Below are 22,711 nucleotides of genomic sequence, written 5' to 3'. Positions count from 1 at the left end.
TCGCCCCTCACACAGCCCTCGTTGCGAGACCCAAGACTGCTTTCGCGAGAGCGAACGGCGAGGTTTGATCGCGCATCGACACTGCGACCGTTTCGGCGACCACTGCAGAGTCTGGATCAGGTAGGCGGCGGGAAAAAGTGGGGGCGGGGTCATGGCCATCATTGACAACAGGCCATCGAGCGGCTTTCTCGGTATTATATCAAACGTCAACCTGCACCGCAAAAAAGCGTTTTGGTTTTTTCTCCATTGTCGATCCCTCAGACGTACCCGCATGAGCCAGCCTGCCGTATCCATCGATCGTTTTTTCGTTTACGGGACGCTATGCCGCGGCCAATGCCGGGAAAAATGCTGGCCTTGCCAACCGCTTGAGATCACCCCTGGATGGACGCTGGGGACTCTGTATGGGCGTGCCGACTATCCCGCCATGCGACCGGGCAATGATCGCGTGCGGGGTGAATGCTGGCGATTTGACGCCGGCGATCTGGAGCGAGTTCGCACAGTTCTCAATCAGATTGAGGTTACCGATCAACCCGGAGTCCCCAATCTTTACGACGCCGTGTCTGTCAACGTGTACAGGATCGACTCCATCGAACAGGATGAACTGTTAGAGGCAGACTGCATTGGCGTCGCCCAGGCCTACCACTACAGCATCCCGCCCGAACGAGATGGCTTTGTGAAGCTGACGCCAAAGTCCAGTCGAGAGATAAGCTGGCCGGAGTGAGCTGCGTGTCACGCTGGGGCAGTGCCGTTTCGCTGCCTCCCTATTGCCGATAACTTTGCGGTTGACCTACATCGAATCTGGATCGACTTCTGCCGGCGCCGGATTTTCTTCAACCCACTTGGTAATCTCATCTTGATCGCCAGTGGTTGCGGGTTCACCCGAACCGCCGCATCCGACGAACACCAAAGTCAATGCAAATAAAACGATTGAATACTGAATTGGACGTGTCATGAATCTTTAATCTACGGAGGAAGGATGTGGGTTACGTCGCTGGTCTACGCCTGCACTTAGCAGACGTGCGTTTTTATTGCCGGCGTGCCATTTAGAAACTATCACTGATCACTTCTCTGTTCCCACGGGTCCCGAGAGCACCCCAAAGACCAAACGGACTCGCGCTACCTGCCGGTTGCAACCCAGCGGCAATCCCCACGACGGCACTCGATTGATTGCCCGCTTCGATCGATTCAGTAATGAACTTTACCGCGCCATCCCCCATCAAAATGTGACACCCACCTTGATGGCGACTGCTAGGAGGCAAGATACCTCCATTGAAGTTGTTCGTATCCATGCAGAGCGGTTTATTGGGCGGCGAGATGGTCGTGAACATGCCCCAGGTCGAGCGGCTCATCGCCCACTTATATCCACGCCGCTGCTCGGCAGCCGTTCCCGGCCCAGCTGCTGGTGTGAGCGTAGCCGTCGGTGCCCAGAAACCCGGCCGCTGTGGATCGATGTATCCATCACAACTCAGCACTCCGCCTGCCACACTCGTCGATCCCGTACTTCCACCTGGAGACTGAGCGGGGGTCGTGCGAATATCATTGTCGCCAAGATCGGACGCCACTTCACCGGCTGCGATCGTATTGGAGAGTCCGTCGAGCACATCGCGGAACGAAGAATGGTAGCGATGCACAAAGAATCCTCGGCAAGAGGCACTTCGACTCTGTGGCGAAGTCGCACTAAACTCCCTTCCCTGATCGTTAATCCCGCCATGCCACTCAGCCATCGAATCGCCAACGCAAGCGACGTAGTTGCTCCGGCCCTGGGCTGGCAATCCGACTCCCGGATCACTGGGGCAGCGCAATGCTTGGAGCTCGGTTAACCAAGGCTCGTACCGCACATTGGCATGGTCAGCGAGAGAACGCCTTGGGCCGGGCCCCATCGATGGAAGCCTCGCCCCGGACACTGGATCAACATAGGGATTGGAGATCTGTTGCCAGATGGCTTGCTGCTCAAAAAAAGGAAGCAACGGGACGGTAAAACTGAGCTCCAATCGATCGCTCGCCGTTGAAGCGTTGGCGACCGTATTGGCTTCCTGATTGCCGCCCTGCAATTGCGGCGTCCCCGTCCCGTGCTTGGGCAGCTGATTGTAAGCCGAATGGTAGTTGTGCATGCCCAGCCCGATCTGCTTGAAATTATTGCTGCAACTCATTCGCCGAGCCGCTTCTCGAGCCGCTTGAACCGCAGGCAGTAGAAGCCCAACCAGAACCCCAATGATTGCAATGACCACTAGCAGCTCGACCAGCGTAAACGCTTCCCTAGTTGCGCAGGGCTTTTTAAATTCAATACTCATGACACACCTCATTCGAATTCTAACGGAAAGTAACGAATAAAAACGACTGCGTAACAAACGCTTTTGGCGTTGCATGGATTCACAATAGACGTGCCAGTACCGCTACTTCAGACACTCTGGGAAACGCGTTCGCAGGAGCAATCACACCGATCTCCCTGTGTCTTTTTTCAAGAACTCCAATCCAAGATACGCTTGCCGTGATAACGGTCGATCGTCCGGTGAAGCTGAAACGCATTTCCCTGAACGGAATCGGTTGGACACCCCTCGCGCGAGCTTCAACCACTTCGATGCCCCATTGATTGTATTACACGCACTACTGGCGAACTAGGGAAATCTCACCCCCGCCAAGTCGAATTCCTCGGCTTTTCCGCCGTAGTTATCACCTTCGTCTCAGGGCTGTGGTCGGCCGAGGACGGCCAGATTGAACGGCCGGGTCGAACTCGACGGTTCCTCAACAGCTCTTAGTTCGCGTTTGCGCGCGACTAGAATCTGAACCCCGGCCAGGACGAAAGAAGGTTGAAACGCACCATCATCGGCCATGGGTCAGCAGTGACCTCAGACGCTCGTGAGCTGACCTGCGACATACGGGCGTTGATTAGAAACGCGTCAATGAATAGGGCGCGGGGTCGATGTGAGGATTTTCTCCAACCATCAACTGGGCCATTAATTTACCTGTACCGGTCGCCGCTGAGATGCCCACCATGCCGTGCCCCGCAGCAACGTAGGCGTTGGCAACTTTGGGTGCTCGATCCAGACAGGGCACATCGTCGTAAACCATCGGTCGCCACCCCGCCCACGGTGCCTCGGGCGTTTTCGGCAATGGCGTATGCAGGTAACTTTGGGCATCATCGAGAATCCGCTGCATGCGAGCGGCATTGACGGATCGGTCGTACCCGGCGAAACGCATGGTGGAACCGACTCGAAACTGCTCTCCCCACGGGGTCACAGCGACGTGGGTGTCCTCAAAGATCATCGGCACTCGTGGTGCCCCCTCAACCTCCGAGAACGTCATCGAAAACCCCTTCCCGGGGATGATCGGAATCTTACAACCAAGTGGCTTAGCGAACCGAGGAGACTCTGCGCCGCTGGCGATCAGATACTGTTTCGCTCGCATGGTGCCTTGATTGGTCGAGATCGAAGTAATCTCCCCACCGTCGACATTCAGCCCCGTGACTTCAGTGCCCTCGACGATTTCACACTTGGCGGCGTCCAGTCGGCTGCGCAATTTTTGCATCAATTGCCCCGGATGCAAATGGGCATCGCCTGCAAAGAACCAACCACCGGCAACGCTATCGCGAAGAGCGGGTTCCTGCTGAAGCAGCTGATCACGGTCCAGGCGGGTAGCGTGCACGTCGTAAACGCTCGCCAGTTCATCGGCCGTCTTTTGAAACTCTTCAAACGTTCGCTGACCACGGTGCACCATCACCAATCCAGCATCCTGCCACTGGCAATCGAGTTGGTGATCGCGAACAAAATCTCGGTATAGCGAGATCGATGTACGAAGCAACTCATGACGAGCGATCGCAGCGCGCGTTTTGGGTTTATCGAAACATTGACGCGAAAACTGCAACATCCACTTCCACAGCGTCGGATCGAGGCGCATCGCCATCGAAACAGCGCCGCGCCCCGTCAGAATCTGCGGCATCGTATGAGCGACTGCGCCCGGCACGCACAGCGGCATCACGTGACTGGGACTGATGTAACCGCAGTTTCCGAACGAAGCTCCCGACCCGATCGTGTCACGCTCGACGATGCGCACTGTCGCCCCACGCTCGATTAAATAGTGAGCCGTCCAACAACCGATCACCCCGCCACCAATAATGATCACGTCTACCGGAGCATTGTTCCGTGTCGCGGGCGAGGACAAAGGCGAGGAGGCGTGGGTATCGTTCATCGTGAGGTCGCAGTTGATAGAAACAGGAACGTCATCGGGTTACTCGGATGAAGGCGAAATTGGGAGATTGCTCGAAGGTTCGGCTTGAGATTTCGCGCGCGGTCACTCCGCTTCCCACACATCGAGTAGATCCGGGGAGGCTCGACGTCGAATGCCGTTATCGTCGAGTACCTCGTCGGTGGCATCGAGCAGCGACTGGCGATGGAACACGAACGTCTCCGTATTGTTGCCAGCAAACTCGACTACGCAGAATTCGTCGCGATTGTCACGCACCAGTTCAATGAAATGCGCGACGTTGCGTGGATGCTGCCCATTGAATTTGTCGATCACGCCGAATTTTGGATCAGCGTAACCCTGCGTGATTGAGTGCGGTAAGAAAGCGGCGGCGCTAACGACGAGTTCCTCGTCATCAAATTGACGTTGGTCAAAGAGCCGTGCCAGTAGCGGGCTACGGGTCCCCAACAAGTACCGATTCCACTTCGCCGATGCCGCCAGGAACTGAGCGAGTTCGCTGGAGGCTGGCATCACGGCCAGCGGACCGACGATGAAATACTGCGGAGCGTCATCACCGAGGTACGGTATCAACCGATTGGTGTCGCGTCGAAACACGGCTTGAAGATCGATCGCCTTTCCATCACGCAGCACCGACACCTCGACCGTATCTCGATCGGCGTGCCCCTGGACATGATAAGCGAACGGGATGCGGAGATCGTCGCGAAGTTGAATTTTGCCCTGCCGATCGATGGACTGGCCTTCGATTGCCGTGACGACATCACCCACCTGGAGACCGGAGGGAGGGCCGTCGCCAAGTCGATTGACATAAACGCCTCCCTGATCACTGCTGAGTTTCAGTTGTTCCCGAAGCGCGTCATTCTCGACCGTTTGCGTTTCGTCCCAAAACTGCAGTTTGCCTTCGTAGTGACCATCCTCGATATCATCAAGAAACAGACGCACCTCCTCGATGGGAATCAGGTAGCCGATGTTGTCACCCGAACTGATCCGGCTGAATACCAAGCCGACCATTTTGCCATCCTTGACGGCGGGTCCACCGCTATTGCCGGGGTTCAATGCGGCATCGATCTGAATTCGCAACCCGGTCGTGGTGTAGTAATAGCGATCGAACTCGATCCGTGACACGATCCCTTCGGTCACGCTGACTTGGGTTCCGCCGGTAGGGAACCCATAGGCATTGACCGGCGCTTTGACAGCGGGTAATTCGTCGTCAAATTCAAGTGCGGGTCGACCTTGAAAGAAATCAAGATCATCTACCGAGAGCACCGCGAGGTCCATGGCCACGGACATCCCGATAACCTTAGCTGGGTACTTTCTCGCCGAATTGGCGGGCTGAATTGTGGTCTTCCGCGCGTGGCTGACCACGTGCGCGTTGGTCAGGATGCGATTGCCGTCGATAATCACGCCGGTGCCGGAAACTTCACTCGGCTGAGAGCGTTTCCACGGTTCAAAATAATCCGGCTTGACCTGGGTGACTTCGATCCTGACGACGCTCTGGCGAACGTCAACATCCGCTTCGGCGCGCGTTGTGAACGCCAGCATGACCCCGACAACGAGCCAGCCACACGCTCCACCACCCATCGACTTAAACATAAATACCTCGTTGCTAAAAAACGTGTGCTGCGATGACTGAGATCATCAGTATCTCAGTGATTCGTGAAGTTCCACTGCGGGGATTCGTCTCGACGCAGCGGCCCGTCACGCTCCGGATCGCTCCACAATAATGACTCAAGGAGAGCGATGGGAACACTCCCCTGCTGCATGACCGCATCATGAAACTCCTTCAGCGATCCTCGTTCTTCACTGATCCAGCGACCGGCAAGTTGCCGCAGCTGCATCGCGCCGAGCATATACGCGGCTTGGTACAAGGGCGGGTAGCTGGGCCCGACACTGCGGCGGACTTCCGCTTCAGCGCTGAGCCGACCGAATCCAACATTGTCCACTAAGAAATCAACACATTGATCCGGTGACATTTTCCCTAAATGAAACCGCAGCGAGAACAAAATCCGGGCATACCGATGCGCTCGCCAGACCAGGAATCCCATCCGCTCTTCGGGCGTTCGTGCAAACCCGTTCTCCTCCAGCAAGAACTCCCAATACAACGCCCAACCCTCCAGCCAAAACGGGGTGCCAAAGCCATCTCGTTGAGTTTCGTAGCGATTCGCTTGAAAAAACTGAAAGTGATGGCCGGGGATCAGTTCGTGATGCACCGTCGTTCGCACAAATGGCTTGTTATTGGCACGTAAACTCTGCCGCTTCTGATCCGCCGTCATACTCGACGTGGGAAAAGAAACGCTGATCACTTCACCACCTGTAAAAAACGGGTTCACGAGTTGCCGCTGTGGGCTCATCATCTCCATCCGCCAGGAAGTTTGTGCCAGCCGGTCAATGGACAATAGATCATGGTCGCGGATCCACTGCACCGACGCATCAGCGGTCTGGCGGATCAATGCCGGTTGATCTCCTGGCGCGACGTGCAGCGTCTTGATCTTCTCTACCGCGGCCTGCCAATCCTCTCCAAACCCCATCTCACCAGCAGTCTTGACCATTTCTCGCCGACATTCTTCGTATTGGCTTTGCGCCAGTTCGATCAGTTTCTCCGGTGTATCTGCGATGAATTCGCGACGCAACTCGAACATCAATCGCTCCCGTGTGGCGATCCGACCGGAAATGCCACTGTCGTCCGCCGCACGAGAAATGATCGGTTCCGACTTACGCTCAAATTGGATTTTCTGCCGCTGGTATTCAATCTCAGCCATCAACAAGTGATAGTCGACTTGATCGCCACGTGGCCATGATTCGAATGGTTTTCCGTCTGGGCAAAACTGTTCGAGCGCAGCCTTCCACTGGCCCAATACCCGTTCCTTGTCGTCGTCGGTGGAAGCCGGGACCTGGTCCTTTTTTCGACGTTGCCTGCCGTCACGGTCGAGCCTGCGCATTTCGCTACGGTAGCGTTTCATAACCCCCGGCAGATGACGGGTCGCGGCATCCTGATAGGCTGTTAAATCTGGATAATTCTCGTCCAACATGGGTGCTACGACGATGTTCTCGGCGATGATTTCGTCAGGTCCTGGCCGGCCCGTTGGAATGGCTTCGGTTTCGGGCTCGCCCGTCGGGTTGGTGTCCTTTCGCGGCCAAGATTGCAATCGATCCGACAGCCGCTTGGCCGTTTCCCCGACCCACCAATCAAACTGCGGATCGTATTCAGCGTAGAAAGTGCGCCAGGACTCAAACTGAGAGGCGAGCTCTTCGAGCGGCAAGCCATTCGCGTTCGCAGTCGCCTCCATTTCCCTCGCAATGTCTTCGAGCGTCTGTGCGACGGCAGGCCAATCTTGCGGCTCGCCGCGCCGCTGCCAATCGCACAGCTCAACGAGCGGCGCTACGAACGGATACTCTGCCGCAATCCGCTTGGCGTCGTCAACGGAAGACCTCCATTGCTCACGATCACGCGAAATTCGCTGGGCAAGTTCCCCGCGGTCGGATTGCTCCGTCTCGCCATAGCACTTTGCCGTGGCCAACTTCGTTTCCCAAGCGTCCAGAAGACGTGCAAGCTGAAGCTGACGTTCGGGAGCAATCGACAAAGGCAAGCGACGCGTCAAGCTGCCGTAGTCAGCAGTGTATCGCTCTGCCGCCAATCGCCACGAGGACTCCGTGGGGATCGCGTTCAATTGATCGGCAGTGATGATGTCGTCGCGTTCCTCTGCTTTGGCGTGAGTGTCACCCGTTGCTGACTCGGCTTTGTCCGGCTCGGCTTTGTCCGGCTCGGCTTTGGGCTGCAACTTGTTGACGAAAAACTCGCGAGTTAACTGGCGGCCGTACTCGCCGCCGTCGCTGTGTCCCATCCCCGGAATCATTAAATAGTCAAAGCGTTTGTCTGCGTCGATCAACGCATCGACCAAACGAAACGTGGATTCGGGCGGGACGTTCTCGTCGAGTTCGCCGACGATCAAAAACAGATCTCCCTGCAAGCTCGCTGCATTCTCGATGTTACTCGACGCTGCATAATGCTCACCGACGGGGTAACCCATCCATTGTTCGTTCCACGAGGCTTTGTCCATGCGGTTATCGTGACATCCACACGCGGCCACTGCCGCATCATAAAATTCGCCATGGAACAGCAACGCTCCGCACGCGTTTTGACCTCCCGCCGAAGTGCCATAAATGCCGACGCGGTCAATGTCCATCGCCGGATACGCTTTCGCGGCGGCCTTCATCCAAGCAATTCTGTCGGGAAAACCGGCATCTTTTAAATTGTGCCAACAAACATCATGAAATGCTTTGGACCGGTTCGCCGTTCCCATCCCATCAATCCGGACGACGATGAATCCGAGCGATGTCAGGTCGTGGTACCAAGCCGAATTTCGATATTTTTTGGGGACATGGGAATCATGAGGTCCGGCATAAATGTTTTCGATCACCGGATAGACTCGATCAGACTTCGGATCGTAGTCATCCGGAAAACAGATAAGCCCCCAGATGTCTGTCTCACCATCGCGCCCCTTGGCCGAAAACACCGTCGGCAGCGGTGCTTGTTTGCCCGCGGGCACCGACCGCGCAGCAATGGCGAGTTTGGCGATCAACTCGCCAGATTGACAATTGCGTAGTTCGTGGACGGGCGGTAAATCGACACGACTGTATGTGTCGATCGCATAACTACGATCTGGCGAGAATTGAATGTCATGATCGCCGTTGCCATCAGTGAGGACCTGGAACCCACTGCCGTCGAGCGCCACCTTTGCCAAGTGATGGTGGTACGGATCTTGGTCGTCGTAGTATTCACCCACCGTCATCCATACCTCGCCTTTGGATTCATCAATTTCGAGAATCTCGCGAACAAGAAAATTGCCACTCGTGATTGGAGTGGTCGGCTGTTCGCCGCTCAAGTCGACTAAGTACAGATGCCGGTAACCACTCTCTTCACTGGCATAAATCACCTCATCGCTATTCGTCAGATAGCTCACCGGGCGAACCGGCGGACCGTGCCCCGTCCAGATAAACGTGTTGGTCGCCTCATCAATGGGAGTCCGAATGGTTCCAGCCACGGGGTCAACCACGAACAGTCGAAATCGTTGATGTCCGCGATCGATCTTTTCAATCAACATCTCGTGATCGCCGCGCCACCGAACGAGCGGGCGGCCGAAATCAATAACCGGAAAGTCGGTGGGTATCCGGGTTCCGGTTTTGGAATCGACCACAATCAGCTCATAGCTGTCCATGCGGTCTCCGGGCAGCTCGTAGGGGCGGCGATGCAGTTCGGCGCGGCCGCCCTGACGGGGCGACGATTCGAGCGTAAACACTTCAAAATGATCGCCCGGCGTCTGTTTCCAAACGGTAATGACTTTTCCGTCGGGAGAAACCTGTGGGCGGAAGAGTGATTGTTCTCCCTCCATGACGTCGTTGATCGATTGCAGTGCTTGCCACGACTGGTCGTCGGCTGCGCGTTGCTCGAGTTGTCCATCGCGGATCCGGACCTGCCCCTTGGCATCGTTCTGCGAATCCTCGGAGCGCCGACGGCGGCGTTGCTGTTGCTCGCGGGGAAATACCGTTTGGATGCTTACTTTGTGCGGGACGGGTCCGGCGGTCACACTACCGTAGAAGGTGTCATCGTCGCCGGTCGCGACCCAGACATGGCCAACGTAGGTATGCTGCCGAACCGATTCACCGGGGGCGACTTTATTATACGCCTGCCGTCGTCCACTACCGTCAACCCAAAGCAACTGGACCGGCTGGTCGGTCTCATTGACGAACTCGACTTCCGTGACGTCGTCAGAAGGTCCTGAGCGGGGCACTTCGCCGCCACTCAATGCCGATGCTGATTTGCCCGATTGTCCACCGCCCTCGCTCTCCACCGTCATTTCACCTGTGGTCGCATCGACGGACACCGTTTCGGTCTCGCCACTGGCGTTGTCGCGACGAAACCAGAAATGATCGGCGTCGGTCCAGTGCGGCACGATTCGCAGGTTGGTTGTTCGCACACTTGCCGGTTCTTGAGCAGCATCGGCAGCGTGACTGGGCTGGATCCGTGCAACCACCGAGAGGATCGTGATGAATACGGCGAGTGCCAACATCAATAAGCTCGGTCCAGCCTCATCACCCTCTCTCTGAAAGGACAGGCACCTACCTAACGACGGGGTGGAGCCGCCGAGGTTTAGCACTCCTCCGATGCTCTCTGGGGGATGTGCCGTTTGGGAGTTGAACGTGGACATGCCGGACCGGTGTCTGCCGGACGTGGACATTCCGAAACAGGCCCCACCGGGACAGAGCCTGGGATCAGGGCGAGTGCCAACACGGTCAATGCGATCGGTGAACGAGGAGAATCGATCGTCAGAGCGGCGTTTATTCGTGAGGCCGACAAACCGACAGGAAGAGGAGAGCATTTGTCGCATGGGGGGAAGGACTTCTGCATGGGAGTGGAAAATCAAAAATGCGATCACCGCCAAGCATTCGCAGCGGGTCGTATTGTAACTCGAATAAAAGCCCTGTATTTCCCGCTATTTTCCTCGATTGATCCGATGTTGCTCGAAATGCCACCACCGGGCTCTGCCGGATTGCTAACGTACGCTGAGTCGCGTGGGTGCGATCACGGCAGTGAGTGGCTGCAGCCACCTAGCGACTTTTTTGTTAATCGACTTTTTGCAGTTCGAAATGATTCCCGGATCAACTCCCAAAAGTATTGGGCGGGCCGAATGGGAAGCCGGATCAGAAGCCTATGCCACTGCCCGCTCAGTGATTACCATTGGGGGCATGCTAGGCCCCGTATTTAACCGTGAAGCCTCCGTGGCTCCGAAGCGTTCGTCAACCTATTTGACGCGCGGCATTTATTTGCTGACGCTGTTTTTGTTGCTGTGTACCGGCTACTTGGTGCTCGATGGTTCGCGGTCACTGGGGGCAAACTCGGACGCGGCCAAATTCGGCGGCTGGATGTTTCGCTTGCTCGCTCCACTGCAGCTTGTCATTCTGTCCGCGCTGGCGGCGGTGGGTGCGGCCAGCAACGTCGCCCAAGAGAAGGACCGTCGCACCCTGCTGCTGCTATTGATGACGCGTTTGTCTGGCTTTGAGATTGTCGCTGGCAAGACGGCATCGGCGTTGTTGATGCCACTGAGCCTGTTGGTCGTATCGCTGCCATTGTTTTTGACACTACCACTGTTAGGCGGTGTTGCCCCCTCGCAGGTATTCGCGGTGTTTTTAGTGATCGCGGTGAGCGTGGTGATTTCCGCAGTGGTGGGCACGGTGGTGGCATTTTGGCGTGAAAAAACGTTTCAATCGATCGCGCTGACGTTTTTGGTCTTGTTGTTGTTGGTTGCCGCAGGTGAAATCATCGCCAGTCTCGGCCCGGATGCAGTTGGCTGGGCGACCGCGATCAGCCCACCTCGTGCGCTTGTCGCTGCGACGAACTCAATGTCCGGCTTGGCGACGTTGGCACGCTCCGCCGAGGGTGGGTTCGTGGCGTTGGGAAGCCTGTTTTCGCTCGCAGTTTTGGTGATCGGCATCGCTAAAGTTCGCGTATGGAATCCTTCACGCGAGGTACGGTTGAAGGCCCCCGAACCTGAAACCAGCGAGGAGTTTCAACGCGATGCTGCTTCGCCAGAGGGCCCAGCATCATGGAAAGTCCGGCAGCCACGACCAGTATGGGACAATCCCATTTTGTGGCGTGAGGTTCGGACCTGGGCATACGGCCGTAAGATTCTGTTAATCCGTGGCGTGTTCGTGTTTATCTTTGCATTGATCGCCGCAGCAGTTTGGTATCAGATCCAAAGCGGTGCGGCCATGGAACCCTCCGGCCGGATCGGACGCGCGTTCCCGGCTGTCACGATTCCGGTCGCAATTCTCGGTCTGATCAGTTTAGTGCTGGTCAACGCGTTGGCGGTGACATCGATCACGGGGGAACGAGATGGGTTGGCGTTGGATCTTCTGTTGGTCACCGATCTCAGGCCGCGCGAGTTCATCTTTGGAAAATTGCTGGGGGTGATGTACGCGGCCAAGGAACTGATCCTGCTGCCGCTCGCTCTGATCGTTTATCTCGGCCTCGCCGGCGTGATGACGCTTGAGAGCATGCAGTATGCGCTCGTCGCGGCGATCGGGTTGTACGTGTTCGTGACTACCCTGGGGATTCACTCGGGATTGAACTATGTTTCTGGGCGGACGGCGACCCTCGCGAGTCTCGGGACCGTGTTCTTCCTCTGTGTCGGGATTGCGATCTGCATGACGATCATGGTGAGCTTCCGGGGAGCGTTTCAACTGCAACTCGCTCCCTTCTTAGTCATGATTCTCGGTGGGGGGGCGGCTTTGTTCGCTGCTCTGGGTTGGCGAAATCCATCCTCGGCGATCTTCACTGCCGCCTTTGCATTGCCGTTGATCACGTTTTACGCGATTACCCAATTCCTGCTCCAGACCGATCATTTGTATGTCGCAGCAGCACTGATTTTTGGGTACGGATTTACCACTGCGGCGATGCTGATCCCGGCGCTGAGTGAGTTTGATGTGCCGCTGGAAGTCGAGCCGGGCGACTCACATGCGGAGTCAACTGCTTGAGCGAGTTGGCGGCACAGTGGCCCTATCTCTCGGCGATGTTGGTGTTGATTATCGCCAGCGGTCTGTTCAGCGGCAGCGAAGCGGCTTTGTTTTCGATACGAGACCGTGACCGACGACGGCTGATGCGCGGCGGTGGGGCGGGCCGGGTGGTCGCGAACCTACTCGATGAGCCCGATCGATTGCTGGCGACGATTCTGTTCTGGAATCTGCTGATCAATATGATTTATTTTGCCCTGGTGGCAATCGTGGCAAAGGACACCAGCCAGCCGAGTCTGTTTACGTTTGCGGCCCTGGTGAGCATTATCTTCTGTAGTGAGATGTTGCCCAAAAGTGTGGGGGTGATGACTCCGCTGCGAATCAGTTTGGCGGTGGGTGTCCCCATCTCGATTGCGGTCACGATCGTCAGTCCTATTCTGCCAATCGTACGCTGGGCGAACGATGCGGTATCGCGATTGTTGTGGCCGTCGTTCCAGCCTGAACCAGCAATCGACTTAGCGGATATTGAGCGTGCCATTGACCTGGGGACCGATGACGCTGTGTTGATCCGTCGTGAGCGTGCCGCCCTGCAGTCACTCGTGGCGATGGCGGAGATGCGTGCTGATGAGATGATGCGTCCGCGTAGCCGATTGCGTGTGCTCACACCACCACTCGACCCAACGTCGCTCCACGGCGGCTCGCCGCCCGGTGGCTACATCATGGTGGCCGATCCACGCGACCCGACAGGTGAAACATGGATTGGCACCATTGCCGTACGGATGTTGCGTCCCCAACAGTGCATCGACCTCGCTTCGGCGATCGACCCCATCGTGTTTACACCCTGGTCCTCACGCGTGTCGCACGTCTATGACTCACTGCGGCAGCAGGACCTCAGTGTGGCTGTGGTGGTCAACGAGTTTGGCGAGATCATCGGTGCACTATCGATCGACGACATCCTCCGCGGCGTGTTGGCCAGCAAAGGACAGCGTGATGCGGCCGAAGATCAGATCCAGCGTGTCGGTGGCGACCACTACCGCATGCCGGGCATGACCAGCCTCAGGGCGCTGGCGCGGATGCTGTCAATGGACGTTCCTGAAGAGCGGGCCGCGACGGTATCCGGTTACGTGCAGCGGCATAACGAACGGGTGCCGCGGGTCGGTGACGTCGCTCTCCTGCCACCGTATGAGCTGGTCGTCACGGATGAAGATGACGACGACATTTGGATCGAAGCCTGGCTGGGCCCGGAAGGCACCGGTGAGTCATCATGATTGCCGCCATCATGATCTTTGCGGTCGGACTGGCGCTGAGCGCTTTTTTTAGTGGCACCGAAACAGGCCTGTACCGCGTTTCGCGAACCCGCTTGGTCTTAGATGGCCTCAGCGGTTCATGGGCAGGACGTGGCTTGGTGTGGTTACTTAACCACCCTGCCATCTTCGTTGCGACAACCCTCGTGGGGAACAATCTCGCCAACTACATGACGAGCTTCGCGATCGTGATGTTTGTTGGTGAAGCCATGGGCGGCGGGGCGGGGCTAGAACTATGCCTCACGGTGATGATGACACCGCTCGTTTTCGTATGCGGAGAGCTGCTACCTAAAAGTTTGTTCTTCCAGGCCCCTTATCGGCTGCTGATGGCGACCCGTTGGATCTTACTGACCGCCACGGTTCTCTTCTCCCCCGTTGCGAGCCTCTTGGCTCTGCTCGGTAATGCCCTGCAAGCGATGACCGGCGAGACGCCCTTTCGTGTGAATTTGACGATGGCCCGCGGCGACCTCAATCGCGTGCTGCGAGACGGACACGAAGCCGGAATTCTCACGACGAGCCAGCGCTCGCTCGCGCAGAACATATTCGAAATCGGCAACCAAGCCGCTGTTCAATTTGGCGTCCGCCCCGACCGCTTGGCCGTTGTTAACACACCTGTCGACTTGGCGACCGCCCGCCATCAAGCTCGACGTAGCAACCATCCGATCATTTTGGTACGACGTCGTGGACGCATTGTAGGTTTTTATCGCTTTGCTGATTTAATTGGCCAGGAAGAGGTGCCTGAGCCGATGCCAGTGGTACGTGGTTCGCTCAGTGACCGTCACTTGGGCGTGCTGCTGCGGCTCTACGATGCTAATAGCGACGTGGCGGTGCTGTATGACGCAACTGGCAATCTAGCGGGAGTCGTCACTCGCCGGCAACTTGTTCAACCATTGATGTAACACGAAAAAAAGATGCGAGTTTTTGTAACAGGTGGCTCGGGGCTACTGGGCAATACCATTCTGCGACAATTGGAAACGACCGATCATGAAACCGCATACTTGGTGCGTGGTGAAGCCGAGCCGGATGTTTTTTCCGGACTGAACTCGCGGTCTTTCCAGGGCGATTTGAGCAATCGCGAATGTCTTCAGGAAGCTGCCCAATGGGCGGACGTCATCATCCATTCAGCCGGTCTCATCCACGTCGGCTGGACGCGTTTGGAAGAGTCCATGCAAGTCAATCGCGATGGCACGCGGAATGTTGTCGACGCTTGCTTGCAACATCATTGCCAGTTGCTGCACATTGGCACCGTCAACACGCAAGCCATCGGCAGTCGCGACGCGACCGCAGATGAAACGACACCCTTGGACAACCAGGGTGGTCAGATACCATGCAGCTACGTCCAGAGTAAACGCGCTGGCAATGCGGAAGTCGAGCGTGGGATTGAGCGGGGTTTGCGAGGGCTGCTCTTGCACCCCGGCTTCATGCTCGGACCGTGGGACTGGAAACCCAGCAGCGGCCGCATGATGCTGGAGGTGGGACAGATGTGGCGGCCAATTGCCCCTCGAGGTGGCTGTAGCGTGTGCGATGCCCGCGACGTCGCCAACGCAGTCATTGCAGCCATCGATGCCGACGTGCCCAATGGTCGATCGTATATCCTCGCCGGATACAACAAAACCTATTACCAATTGTGGACCGAAATGGGTAGACGGTTCGGCAAACCGCGGCCGATCATGCCGGCAGGTCCGTTGCAACGAATCACCGCCTCCTCCTACGGTGATCTGCGAGCAAGATGGACGGGCCAGGAAACGGAGGTCAACAGTGCGTCAGTCGAGCTGACAAGCCAATTCCATTGGTACGATTCCACGCGTGCAAGAACGGAGCTCGGCTATCAAAACCGTCCCCTACGCGAGACCCTCGACGATGCTGCTGCGTGGATTCGCGAACGACATTTTTGAGGGGCATCCTACGGGACCATAGAATCTCAGGGGCAACCGCAGACACCTGCGGGTCGACCGTAGCGACGCGGTCTGGTGATGACGATCGAAGACACATGGGGCAGTGACATCACGACTGCAGCGATCGCCCATTTGGCCCACAGCACACCGGAATCTTTTCGCTTCACCAGCACCGATTTCAATAGCTACAACACCATCAGCAACGCCCTGGGCGCACCGCAACGAGAATCCGGCTTCATGTCAACCAACGACGAACCGGGACTGGGTGTCCAACCGCGTCTGGACGTACTGGGCAAAGTCGTCTGGGAAGTCTCCCGTCATGGGCACAGGGTTGAACCTGCCCCCTCTCACCGGAGCGCTCGTCAGACAAACGCACATTGCGAGAGCGAACTCACCTCCGTTGCAGATGGAAATAGAAGTCATGCGAATTATTGATCAATCCGTCGGCTTCCGAGGCCACTCTGCAGAATAGTGGGCACTCACGCTCATCGCAAACTGTGCGCATTTTAACCTTTACGCGAACAATTTCTCCAATACGCCAATGAGCATCAATTCTACTCTTGGATGCATCCTGGATTTCCAGACACAAAATTTTTGCCTCCATTTCAGAGAGTTGCGATATGAGAAGTCAAAAAAGCTTCACGGCTAGGTGTCGGTCACTTAGTTCGCATTACTTGATGACTGGTCCATCTGCAGATGGACCATATCTTGATAGTGACCGCCTCGCGCGAGTAGTTCGGCGTGGGTGCCCGTCTCCATCACGCGGCCATCTTCGAGCACGACGATCAAATCCGCTCCTGCAATGGTACTGAGCCGGTGCGCAATCACGATTGCGGTACGATCTTGGAGTAGCTGAGATAAGCTAGATTGAATCAATCGCTCGCTTTGACTGTCAAGGTTACTGGTCGCCTCATCGAGGACGAGAATTTGAGGGTCGGCTAAGATCGCTCGCGCGATTGCGAGACGCTGGCGCTGACCACCGGAGAGCTTCACACCGCGTTCACCGATAACGGTGTCATACCCCTCTTCCATTTTATTGATGAACTCATCGGCGGCCGCAGCCGATGCCGCGGCGACGACATCATTGCGATCCGCCTTGGGTCTCGCGTAGGCGATGTTCTCGTGGATGGTCCCGTCAAACAAAAAGACGTCTTGCTCGACGATCCCCAGTAGCGATCGATAACTCGAGAGCTGGATGTCGCGGAGGTCAACACCGTTATACAAAATCTCGCCAGCGGTAGGATCGTAAAACCGAGCGATCAAATTCGTGAGAGTGGTCTTGCCGGCACCGCTACGGCCGACCAAGGCGACCGTTTGACCGGATGCGATTTCGAATGACACATCATGCAGCACCGGAGTTTCCGTGCCGGGATAGTGGAACGACACGCCCCGAATCGAAATCGCACCACCGCGAGTCTGGGAGGGGAGGCGAGTAGCGCCCTCGCGACTTGGTAGTTCTTCATCGACTTCGAGAACGTCGAGAATGCGGTCGAGTCCGGCGAGATTGTTCTGGAACGTCACAGCGCTGCCAGCCAGAGTGGCAAGCGGGTCTAGCAACATCGTCAAATAAACGAGAAACATCATCAAATCGCCGAGCGTCAATTGCCCCTCGATGATCTGATAGCCGCCGTAGAGTAGTAAGCCGGTCGACGCCAGCGGGATGACAACCTCCCAGATGGTTTCGATGATTCGCATCCACCACCATGTGAAAAGCTGTTGACGGACGAGGAAGTCACCCTCGCGGACGTACCGCGATGACTCCGTGCGGGCACGTGAGAACGTACGAACCACTCGAATACCGCCAAACGTTTCAGTCGCTCCGCTATCGATCCGCTGGCGTTGTTTACGGACGTCTCGAAAAAGTGGCCGGATGCGGTTGATGTAAGTGCGATGAGTGACCCACACGACCGGCAGCAACATCAATCCGCCGAGCATGAGTTTCCAATCGACGAACATCAGGATCACCAGTGAGCCGCAGAACTGGACGATCGCTCTCCAGGGGTTGTACAGCATGCTGAAAATCAGCTCGGACACCCCCCCAGCGTCTTCGCGAATCAAACTCGCCACGCCACCGCTTTTCATTGAGTACACATGATGCAGAGGCAACCGCATCGCATGTTCAAAGACCTGACGGCGGATCGAGACCTGGGTCTTATTAACAGATTTTGTGGCGAGCCAACGACCGATCAGATTAATGAACGTGCCGATCACGGTCAGTACGGTCACGACAGCCGCGATGGCCACGAGTGTTCGCATGGGCGAGGCGGCTGGATCGCCCAGTACGCTGGCGATGCCGGGGAGTTGCAGCAACCAATTTGGCAGCGGCCGCGGGGGTTGCGTTAGCACCGAATCGATCGCCAGCTTGGTTCCCAGCGGCGGGATCAAGCGGATCACGATGCCCACGCTTAGAAACGCGAGGGCGGCGACAATCGGACCGCGATGGCCGGCGATCAGTCGCCAAAACGCGGCGAACAATTCCCAAAACGAGCGGGCACGATCGCCAATCTTTTTCTGACTGCGTGCTGCTCGCGCACCGTCCACATCTGAGTTATCGAGAGACGATGCATGACCGTGCGGCGGTACAGGAGGGCCGCCTTTACGATGTCGCTCTCGAACAGTTTTTCGATAGCGGTCAAAGCGGCGACGGCTCGGTGAAATTGCCATACAGCTCTACTGTCCCGCAGTGGGAAAAACGACCTTGAACATGAGATAGGCCATCGCCAGCGTAAGCACCAAATTCAACGATTGACCGCAAACATACAGCAACAGCGGCTTACCTCCGCTCAAGTTCTCCTTGATGGCTGCATAGTTCGTTTCCAAACCGATGCTCACAAAAGCTAGGCAGAACAACCAACCTCGCAACCCTTTAGTGAAACCAATGGAAGCGCCCGTCCACATCGCACCGTCGTCAGCAAACCCTGCGATCAACGAAAAAACGATCGACGCAATGATGAACCCCAGGATGAACTTGGGAAACCGCAACCAAATTTCAGACCAACCTACAGTGGTCTTGGAATTGGGATCACGATCCATGTACGTCGTCCAGAAAACAGCAATCCCGAATGCGACGACGCCAATGAGAATATTCTGGATCATCTTGATCGTGGCGGCTACCTCGAGCGCACGATCACCGAGAAACTCGCCGGCTGCGGCCACGGCACCGGTGGAGTCGATCGTGCCGCCCATCCAGGCTCCTCCGAGCACCTCGTCCATGCCTGTGAACCGGATCACCGCTGGCATCACGACCATCATGATGACGGTGAACGACAGTGACATACCAATCGCCAAGGAGAGCTCTTCCTTCTTCGCCCGGCAGGCCGCCGCAGAGGCGATCGCGGCTGAAACACCGCACACGGACATGTCGGCTGAGATCACCATATTGAGAGTGGGCGATTTGAGCTTGAGCACTTTCTGTCCAAACCAAAACGTCGAAATCAGCACGATCGGCGTGACAACCCAAGCGACAAACACGCCCGGCAGACCGAGGGCGAGTAGCCGGCTCATGAGGATTTCACTGCCCAAAAGCACGAGCCCGGTCTTGATAAAAAATTCAGTGCGAACGGCGCCTCGCATCCACTCGGGCGTCCCCACGGTATTGCTAATCACCAGCCCCACAACGAGCGCCCACAGGGCGTATTCTAAGTTGTAAGCGCTGACGAACGCCTGCCCGGCCATCACGTACGAGAGCACGGCGAGCAGGAAAATGGCCGGGAATCCAAGCAAAAACTCGCGGGCGCGGCCACCGGTAACAAACAACACGAGCGTAAAGAGGCCGCCCAGAATCAGCCCCGCACCAAGCGTGCCGGTCAGCCGCGATAGCTCAGGCTGAAATGTCGGCGCGGGTGGCAGAGGTGGTGGCTCCTCGCTCGCCTCTTCCACATCCGCCTTCTCCGGCTTGATTTCCTTGCGAAAGGCATCAACGGGGTCGTCATACCATCGACTGGGCTTGCCAACGTAAGGGGCGAGCAGGTGAGTCGCCTCGGTCTCTGGCTCAACGACTTGGCTCGCTCCAACGGCTTCGCGAGCAACCGCGTCTGGGTTCGTCGTGACAAATCGTACGCATGCCAGCGACACCAGCAAGATGCTCCAACCGATCACAATCGCCAGCAGGTCTTCGCTCCAGAAGGAAACCGGCGCCGCGGGTTCGGGTGGGGGATCGTCAGGATTCTGGGTTGGGGAGGATTCGCTCAATGTGCTATCTCGTGCTATCGAATGAAATGCAGCTAGACTAGCAACATCGATCCTGGTTCGCCATGGTCGACCCTCGCCCGTCGGCCGAGTCCGGCACGATCAAAGCTGCGAAGCACCATTTTGCGATGGTTGACGAGTCGCGGAGGGTAGCCGCGAGTTTCACCACAGCGGGAGCTTCGTTTTCGCCAGTTTCGAACCGCTTGCCCAGCCCAACCGGGAACATGGACGCCTCGCATCGCCCAAGGTTTGGGCCTGAAATGGGCACTATCCCAAACGGAGGGCCGTGTGACAAACATTGACTCCGTTGCGAATGTACACGGCCGCGTAAAACGCCTATGCATGTCGTGGTCGGTGCACTGTCCGTTCCCCCTTAGGTGCACTGTCACTCCCACCTTAGGAACGCCGTTGTGGATCCATTGCTCGCCCTCCTTGTCATCATTTCTGTCGGCCTGGCTCTAGGCAAAGTCTCGATTCGCGGCATTTCGATTGGGACTTCGTCGATCCTGTTCGTCGCGTTACTTGCCGGGCATCTTGGCATCCGGATCCCAAGTGGCCTGGGAACATTGGGCTTGGCACTATTTGTCTATTGCGTTGGCATCGCAGCTGGCCCCACGTTCTTCCGCGGTCTCGCCTCGAGTGCACGGGTGATGGCGACGCTCGGAGCAGTGATGGTGGCATCGGGCGTGGCAGTCACTTGGATATGCGCGAAATTATTCAGCTTGCCCGCAGACATTGCTGCGGGATTGATGTCCGGCGCACTGACCAGCACCCCAGCGTTGGGCGCTGCTAGCGAGGCAGTCGCTGAACCCGAGCACGTAGCAGTCGCCTTTGGAGTTGCTTATCCGTTTGGAATCGCGATTATTGTTTTGTTCGTTCAAGTAATGCTTAAGCAGTCTCGCGCCTCAGAAGTAGCCCCAGAGTCAGACAGCGGGAACGAGACCTCCCCGCGTAGCCAAGATGAACCCAATATTCAGCGGCTGGTTGTTGAAATTGTGAACCCGGGCGTTGTCGGAAAACGGCCCAGCGAAGTGGCTGCATCGGCAGACCTACCCTGCCAAATATCTCGGGTGTACCTAAATCAGCGTTGGCGTCCAATACCGTACGACTACGTATTCGCGCACGGCGACCGCGTGGTGTTGGTTGGCGAGCAGGAAGAGGGGCAACGAGTTGCCCAAGCACTTGGGGTGCTCTGCGATCTTCAAGACGTTGTTCTTGACGGGGACCGCGAACGCAAGGAGGTCGTGGTCACTTCTCCAGAAATCTGCGGTCGCACCTTGAAAGAACTTCGACTTCGCTCTCGTTTTGGTGTGACCGTGACCCGCGTCCGCCGATTCGACAAGGGGTTTGTCCCCTCAGCAAGAACGCGGATCGAGTTCGGCGACACCCTCGCCTTGGTCGGTGAACCAGCGGATCTACTCCGGGTTTTGAAAGTTGTCGGCCACCGCCCACGAACGCTCAATGAAACCGATCTACTTTCATTGGCAATCGGTCTCACGATAGGCCTGATTGTTGGTCAGGTCTCCATTGAGCTGGGCGGAGTCTCTGCATCGCTCGGCACGGCGGGTGGCCCGTTGTGTGTCGGTTTGATTTTGGGGCACTTTCGCCGCATCGGATTTGTTACTGGGACGTTTCCACCAGCGGCACAGATCCTGATGACCGAAGGTGGACTCGCACTGTTTCTGACGGATGCCGGGGTACAGGCGGGCGCGAATGTCTGGGCGGTGCTGCAGCAACAAGGTGTCGTCTTATGCGTGGCTGCCATCGCCATTGCGACGGTCCCGCTGACGGCCGGCTATCTGATGGCGATTCATGTGTTTGGACTATCGAAACTACAATCACTCGGTGCTGCGTGTGGCGGAATGACGTCAACGCCCGGCCTGGCTGCGCTGACGAGCTCCACCGATTCCAGCGAACCGGTCACTAGCTACATCGCCGCCTACCCTGTCTCGCTGGTCCTAATCACCATCGCCGCCCCTCTATTGGTTAAACTTATCTAGGCCGCTCGCGTGCGACGACCGCTGACGCTCCGCCAATCGCTCCTCTCCGCTGCCAATGATAACGTGATGCTGCGCCACCTTTTACTCACACTAGCTCTCTGCCTCTTGTCGACCGAAGCCTGGGCTGACGATGACGGCACGAACTCCCAGGCGGATCATCCGCCTACAACCGATATCGACTTCCAATTTGACGGTGTCTGGAAACCCAAAGGTGCAATCCTCGGTGGCGACTTCGTTCCACCTCCTGCACTGGAGGCCATTCGGCTCACGATTCAGAAAAATCGATACGAGGTCACGGTCCAGGGCGAGGAGCAATCCGACCGCGGTGTATTTACACTCGATGAGAGCGTTCTGCCAAAGCGAATGACAATTGAGGGCAAGTCTGGCCCCAACAAGGGCAAGACTATACTTGCGATTTACGAGATGAAAGGCGTCAATGCGATGCGAGTTTGCTATGACCTATCTGGCCAAGAATTTCCAGAGGAATTTAAAGCTCCCAAAGGCAGCCAACGGTATCTCGTCGGATATCGTCGGCAGACCACGAATGCGACGGACACGCTCGGAGTGCCCGCCCCAAGCCAACATAAACCGAACGCTAACTCAAACGTCGAGTGACGGA

At 56.9% G+C, this 22,711-nt stretch carries 15 protein-coding genes; 8 read left to right on the top strand and 7 right to left on the bottom strand.

The genetic code is table 11. The features are described 5' to 3' along the window. The first annotated feature begins 271 nt into the window (after positions 1–271). A complete protein-coding gene (locus tag Poly21_RS15670; protein WP_146407875.1) occupies positions 272–721 on the top strand; it encodes a gamma-glutamylcyclotransferase family protein in 450 nt (149 codons plus the stop codon). Between the two features lie 66 nt (positions 722–787). On the opposite strand, the gene Poly21_RS27600 is transcribed toward Poly21_RS15670, so the two are convergent. From Poly21_RS27600 to Poly21_RS15650, 5 genes are all read right to left on the bottom strand, one after another. After that, positions 788–952, bottom strand: a complete 165-nt coding sequence (locus Poly21_RS27600; protein ID WP_302119114.1) for a hypothetical protein — start codon at positions 950–952, stop codon at positions 788–790. A 91-nt stretch (positions 953–1,043) separates the two neighbouring features. Continuing rightward, positions 1,044–2,291: a DUF1559 domain-containing protein gene (locus Poly21_RS15665; protein ID WP_146407874.1), complete on the bottom strand. Its 1,248-nt coding sequence runs from the start codon at positions 2,289–2,291 to the stop codon at positions 1,044–1,046. 595 nt (positions 2,292–2,886) lie between these two features. Next, complete coding sequence (locus Poly21_RS15660) at positions 2,887–4,185, bottom strand: NAD(P)/FAD-dependent oxidoreductase (protein ID WP_146407873.1); 1,299 nt, start codon at positions 4,183–4,185, stop codon at positions 2,887–2,889. A 102-nt stretch (positions 4,186–4,287) separates the two neighbouring features. Beyond that, positions 4,288–5,790, bottom strand: a complete 1,503-nt coding sequence (locus tag Poly21_RS15655) for a S1C family serine protease (protein ID WP_146407872.1) — start codon at positions 5,788–5,790, stop codon at positions 4,288–4,290. Between the two features lie 53 nt (positions 5,791–5,843). Beyond that, positions 5,844–10,265 carry a DUF885 family protein gene (locus Poly21_RS15650; protein ID WP_302119109.1) on the bottom strand — a complete coding sequence of 1,474 codons (4,422 nt, stop codon included), beginning with the start codon at positions 10,263–10,265 and terminating at the stop codon, positions 5,844–5,846. Between the two features lie 577 nt (positions 10,266–10,842). Between Poly21_RS15650 and Poly21_RS15645 the strand changes: the two genes are divergently transcribed. From Poly21_RS15645 to Poly21_RS15625, 5 genes are all read left to right on the top strand, one after another. Continuing rightward, the gene (locus tag Poly21_RS15645) at positions 10,843–12,729 is read left to right on the top strand and encodes an ABC transporter permease (protein ID WP_302119107.1); all 1,887 of its coding nucleotides are present in this window, start codon (positions 10,843–10,845) and stop codon (positions 12,727–12,729) included. After that, complete coding sequence (locus Poly21_RS15640) at positions 12,726–13,973, top strand: CNNM domain-containing protein (protein WP_302119105.1); 1,248 nt, start codon at positions 12,726–12,728, stop codon at positions 13,971–13,973. Before Poly21_RS15645 ends, Poly21_RS15640 begins: the two co-directional genes overlap by 4 nt. Beyond that, the gene (locus tag Poly21_RS15635; protein WP_146407870.1) at positions 13,970–14,908 is read left to right on the top strand and encodes a CNNM domain-containing protein; all 939 of its coding nucleotides are present in this window, start codon (positions 13,970–13,972) and stop codon (positions 14,906–14,908) included. Before Poly21_RS15640 ends, Poly21_RS15635 begins: the two co-directional genes overlap by 4 nt. Before the next feature lie 12 nt (positions 14,909–14,920). After that, positions 14,921–15,904, top strand: a complete 984-nt coding sequence (locus Poly21_RS15630; RefSeq protein ID WP_146407869.1) for an NAD-dependent epimerase/dehydratase family protein — start codon at positions 14,921–14,923, stop codon at positions 15,902–15,904. 78 nt (positions 15,905–15,982) lie between these two features. Further along, positions 15,983–16,339, top strand: coding sequence for a hypothetical protein (locus Poly21_RS15625; protein ID WP_302119101.1), 357 nt, complete (start codon positions 15,983–15,985; stop codon positions 16,337–16,339). Between the two features lie 225 nt (positions 16,340–16,564). On the opposite strand, the gene Poly21_RS15620 is transcribed toward Poly21_RS15625, so the two are convergent. Next, positions 16,565–18,568: an ABC transporter ATP-binding protein gene (locus tag Poly21_RS15620; protein WP_146407868.1), complete on the bottom strand. Its 2,004-nt coding sequence runs from the start codon at positions 18,566–18,568 to the stop codon at positions 16,565–16,567. 6 nt (positions 18,569–18,574) lie between these two features. Continuing rightward, positions 18,575–20,095: a YeiH family protein gene (locus Poly21_RS15615; RefSeq protein ID WP_146407867.1), complete on the bottom strand. Its 1,521-nt coding sequence runs from the start codon at positions 20,093–20,095 to the stop codon at positions 18,575–18,577. A gap of 407 nt (positions 20,096–20,502) precedes the next feature. Between Poly21_RS15615 and Poly21_RS15610 the strand changes: the two genes are divergently transcribed. Both Poly21_RS15610 and Poly21_RS15605 read left to right on the top strand, forming a co-directional pair. Beyond that, positions 20,503–22,092 carry an aspartate:alanine exchanger family transporter gene (locus Poly21_RS15610; RefSeq protein WP_146407866.1) on the top strand — a complete coding sequence of 530 codons (1,590 nt, stop codon included), beginning with the start codon at positions 20,503–20,505 and terminating at the stop codon, positions 22,090–22,092. Between the two features lie 9 nt (positions 22,093–22,101). After that, the gene (locus Poly21_RS15605) at positions 22,102–22,707 is read left to right on the top strand and encodes a TIGR03067 domain-containing protein (protein WP_302119097.1); all 606 of its coding nucleotides are present in this window, start codon (positions 22,102–22,104) and stop codon (positions 22,705–22,707) included. Positions 22,708–22,711 lie beyond the last annotated feature (4 nt).

This window comes from Allorhodopirellula heiligendammensis (genome assembly GCF_007860105.1).
In the GTDB taxonomy this organism is placed as follows: Bacteria; Planctomycetota; Planctomycetia; order Pirellulales; family Pirellulaceae; genus Rhodopirellula; species Rhodopirellula heiligendammensis.
Note: the sequence above shows the minus strand (reverse complement) of the source record. Positions and strands in the feature narration are given on the sequence as shown.

Coding starts and splice junctions, on each gene's coding strand:
- Poly21_RS15670 (WP_146407875.1), top strand. CDS start 272: ATGAGCCAGCCTGCCGTATCCATCGATCGTTTTTTCGTTTACGGGACG.
- Poly21_RS27600 (WP_302119114.1), bottom strand. CDS start 952: ATGACACGTCCAATTCAGTATTCAATCGTTTTATTTGCATTGACTTTG.
- Poly21_RS15665 (WP_146407874.1), bottom strand. CDS start 2,291: ATGAGTATTGAATTTAAAAAGCCCTGCGCAACTAGGGAAGCGTTTACG.
- Poly21_RS15660 (WP_146407873.1), bottom strand. CDS start 4,185: ATGAACGATACCCACGCCTCCTCGCCTTTGTCCTCGCCCGCGACACGG.
- Poly21_RS15655 (WP_146407872.1), bottom strand. CDS start 5,790: ATGTTTAAGTCGATGGGTGGTGGAGCGTGTGGCTGGCTCGTTGTCGGG.
- Poly21_RS15650 (WP_302119109.1), bottom strand. CDS start 10,265: ATGTTGGCACTCGCCGTATTCATCACGATCCTCTCGGTGGTTGCACGG.
- Poly21_RS15645 (WP_302119107.1), top strand. CDS start 10,843: ATGATTCCCGGATCAACTCCCAAAAGTATTGGGCGGGCCGAATGGGAA.
- Poly21_RS15635 (WP_146407870.1), top strand. CDS start 13,970: ATGATTGCCGCCATCATGATCTTTGCGGTCGGACTGGCGCTGAGCGCT.
- Poly21_RS15630 (WP_146407869.1), top strand. CDS start 14,921: ATGCGAGTTTTTGTAACAGGTGGCTCGGGGCTACTGGGCAATACCATT.
- Poly21_RS15625 (WP_302119101.1), top strand. CDS start 15,983: ATGACGATCGAAGACACATGGGGCAGTGACATCACGACTGCAGCGATC.
- Poly21_RS15620 (WP_146407868.1), bottom strand. CDS start 18,568: ATGGCAATTTCACCGAGCCGTCGCCGCTTTGACCGCTATCGAAAAACT.